The sequence below is a fragment of the Okeania sp. SIO2B9 genome, assembly GCF_010672505.1.
In the GTDB taxonomy this organism is placed as follows: Bacteria; Cyanobacteriota; Cyanobacteriia; order Cyanobacteriales; family Microcoleaceae; genus Okeania; species Okeania hirsuta.
This window is the reverse complement of the sequence record NZ_JAAHGK010000878.1, coordinates 1-3344: the sequence shown is the minus strand read 5'-3', so window position 1 is coordinate 3344 and position 3344 is coordinate 1. Positions and strand designations below refer to the sequence as shown.

Annotated in this window: 4 protein-coding genes; all 4 read right to left on the bottom strand. The window is 35.6% G+C overall.

The window, feature by feature from the left end; translation table 11 throughout:
- Positions 1-719: 719 nt before the first annotated feature.
- On the bottom strand, positions 720-935 hold the full coding sequence (locus tag F6K13_RS24875) for a hypothetical protein (protein ID WP_205127621.1): 216 nt from the start codon (positions 933-935) through the stop codon (positions 720-722).
- A 47-nt stretch (positions 936-982) separates the two neighbouring features.
- Positions 983-1216 (bottom strand): hypothetical protein, encoded by a 234-nt coding sequence (locus F6K13_RS24870; protein WP_205127620.1) that lies wholly within the window; start codon positions 1214-1216, stop codon positions 983-985.
- Positions 1217-1578: 362 nt separating this feature from the next.
- Positions 1579-1860, bottom strand: coding sequence for a hypothetical protein (locus F6K13_RS24865; RefSeq protein WP_124154495.1), 282 nt, complete (start codon positions 1858-1860; stop codon positions 1579-1581).
- Positions 1861-2493: 633 nt separating this feature from the next.
- Positions 2494-3344: methionyl-tRNA formyltransferase (fmt, locus tag F6K13_RS24860; protein WP_287288686.1), on the bottom strand; the 851-nt coding region annotated here is incomplete at its 5' end.

Below are 3344 nucleotides of genomic sequence, written 5' to 3'. Positions count from 1 at the left end.
TATTCTTTGAAAATTTATAATATTTTACTACTAATTATTTCTGCTTTATTTCTGTAAGCATTCAGCCGTCAGCTATCAGCTATTGCTTTTAATTTTAGATAAAAGCTTTACTAATTGAGTCAGAATTTATACTTACTATAAAAGCTGGCTTGAAAGTCTATATTTATTCAAACCCCCTCATGAGAGCTGAGAGTTGACAGCTAATAGCTGTTTGCGCAGCATTCCGCAGGAAATGCTTGCTAATTTTTTGATTTATAAGTTTGACTATTCTACCAATATTAAAGGGAGATTAAATAAGGGTTTTTAACAATATTACAGAAGCTCAAAATAAACTTAAGGAATGATAATTGGATGACTGTTTAATTCCCGATAGAACTCCATTCCACTCACGGGAGGGAAAAACAATCCCTTCACTTCATAAAGTAAATCTTTCCATACTCTCTTATTTATAAATATTCAACTGACTTGATAGTATAGTACGTTATTTTTGAGGTACTGATAACTGATAACTGAAATGACCGTAAATTAAAAATTATATTATAGTGGAAATCCTCTTTCAAACTTCTCTGATAGAAAAATCTAAGGTTTTAAATTTTCTATTTCATATCAATAATCTTCTCCAGAACCTACCAATAAAAATTTAGTAGTTTCTAGAGAAGGAATCACTAAAAACATTGATTGATTCAAAACGTCATTAACATTGCTACTTAAGAAAGCGGCTACTCATAATATAACCCTTCTATCAGTACACCATCCTCATGTTTGTTTTCCTTTGATTTTCCTGGTAATGACTTACCATCAATACCAATACGATTAACTGGAATTTTTTCCTTTTCCGCGCCTATTCTCAACATGACTAGAGGCTCATCTCCACAACTTTGAAACTTGTAAAAACCACCTCTAGGAACTAATATACCTTGGTTTCTACTGAACACTCCAACTTCACCATCTTTGCCAAAAAACCTAGCTTTTCCGGCTAAAATTACAAAAGTATGTCCTCTCCAGGATGAGAGTGTAGAACATTTTCTCCACCTTGAGCGTAACATTTAATTCTGACGCTCATTAAATCAGTTTTGGCGAGGGTATAGTCACTTCTTCCCTTACTCAAAAGTTGAGTTTTGAGTTGAAAAACTTGAAGTTCTGGACTTTCGTTAGAAATTTTTTCTGTCAATTCTTGATTAGCAACTATCGCAGGTATTTTTTTTACAGAAAACACTAAACATAAACAATAGTATATTAGCCGAGTTATCTAATAATATTCATTATAAAAATATTAATTTTTACTTCATTCAATTCATCAATTCTAGTCCAAGTAATACCAAATCCAGATATCAAAAGCACGTTTTTCAAATTCTTCTCTAATCCTTCTTCTCTCTACCTTCTTCCTTACCTTCATAAATAAAGGATTTGTATAAACCGGTATAATTAGCGGTCAAAAAAACAACTCTATTCTCATCCAACTTGATTGTATTAAGTATTTAAATTTAAGTCCAAAACAGATTTTCTCAAGAAGGAGCAAATCCCTAGATGATTTGTTTGCCATTGGGTGCTTCATCTGTAAAAATAAGCCTACCTTAGTCAGCTAACAATTTCTCCATGAACTTCACTGCAAATGCGGTTACCACGCTGACATTGTTTCAATTTCACATTATCAATAAAAAACTTTACAGCCAAATCTATAGTCCCTTCTCCAGTGCTTTTTATTGTCACATTGTTCATCCAAATTTTGGGATGTTGCCAAGCAGCATAAATTTGAAATCTATCCTCCATCCATTTCCATAACTCTTCGCCATAGTTATCTAACTTAGTTTCTAAGAAACTATTATTAGCATTAACAATTTGCTGTAAAAATTTATCCATGCCTCATAGAAGACCACTATATATAAAATAAAGGCTAAAATAGTCCAAATTAGTAAACCTCCTAGAAAATTACTTAGGTCCTCTTTAATCAAGAGCAGGAAATTGATTCTTGGAGAGTCTAATACTTGTAAAATTGTCAACATAGTCTAAATTAATTCCTATCCATTTTTTCAGTTGAAACTAAACTAAAAGTTAAAATTTATAAGTTTAAATTTTAAATTTAACAACCAATAACCGAAAAATAAGGTCTCAAGTCTCCCCTTTTAAGGGGATAAAAAAAAGAGAACTCCGTATTTTCGTAGCCTCCTGCTTCAGTGGGAGGTATTGATATAGCGCTACGCGCAAGTCAGAAGTTATATCATGTCCGGTTGAACAGTTATAAATAAACGATGAAGGAGTCAGGAGTCAGGAGTCAGGAGTCAGGAGGGAAGAAAGAAGAAGAAAAAGAAAGTTTTTTTTATCACTAATTATCCGGACATGATATTAGAAGTCAGTAGGGACATTAACGATAGTTATGCGAAGCAAAATATCATTAACACCCCTATAGAAGTAATCCCTGACTGAGTTTGAGGATTTATCAATGTCCGCGCCCTATTTGTGTAGTGCTATAACTGATAACTGAAATGACCCATCCTAACTGCCAATAATCTCCCCCATGGCCAGACGAGTACCATTAGCAAAATCCCAACCAGAAACCGCCTTCTTTCCTGACAACTGCACCTGGCACAATAACAACCAACCAGCGCCAGTTTGTACCACCGGTCCCAAACCCTTAATAACTTTCACTACTTCCCCCACACTCCCAGAAACCTCAGACTCAGAAGACCACACCTTCTCCAACTTCTGTAACTCAGGTGGCAACTCCGACCAATATTCAGCACCTACTGGCACAGTTGCCATTACCTTCAAAGACTGACCCCGAAAACTTGTGACACAGTTGGGAAAAAACCCCCTTACTTGGTTGTGAATTTCCAAAGCACTCCTTGACCAGTCAATTTGATAATCAGAATTTTGAATCAGCGGAGCGTAAGTTGCCAAAGAATTATCTTGAGCAATAGGTTCAATATCCCCTGTCTCCAACTTCAACAAAGTTTCCCATAATAAATCAGACCCATCCTTTGCCAAAACCTCCGCCACAGATGCAGCATTATCCAATAAACCGATAGGAATAATACTCTTCAACAACATTGGACCCGTATCCATCCCCACATCCATCAACATCGTGGTATTGCCTGTTTCCTTCTCGCCATGATAAATAGACCACTGAATAGGAGCAGCACCGCGATATTTGGGCAAAATCGAACCATGAACATTTACACAACCCAACTTCGGCATATCTAAAATTTCCGCAGACAAAATCTGTCCATAAGCAACTACCACAAATACATCTACTTGTGCTTGTCGTAATAAATTGAGAGTTTCAGTATGTTTTTTAACTCGACGGGGTTGCCAAACAGGGATAATGTGAGAAACTGCTAATGACA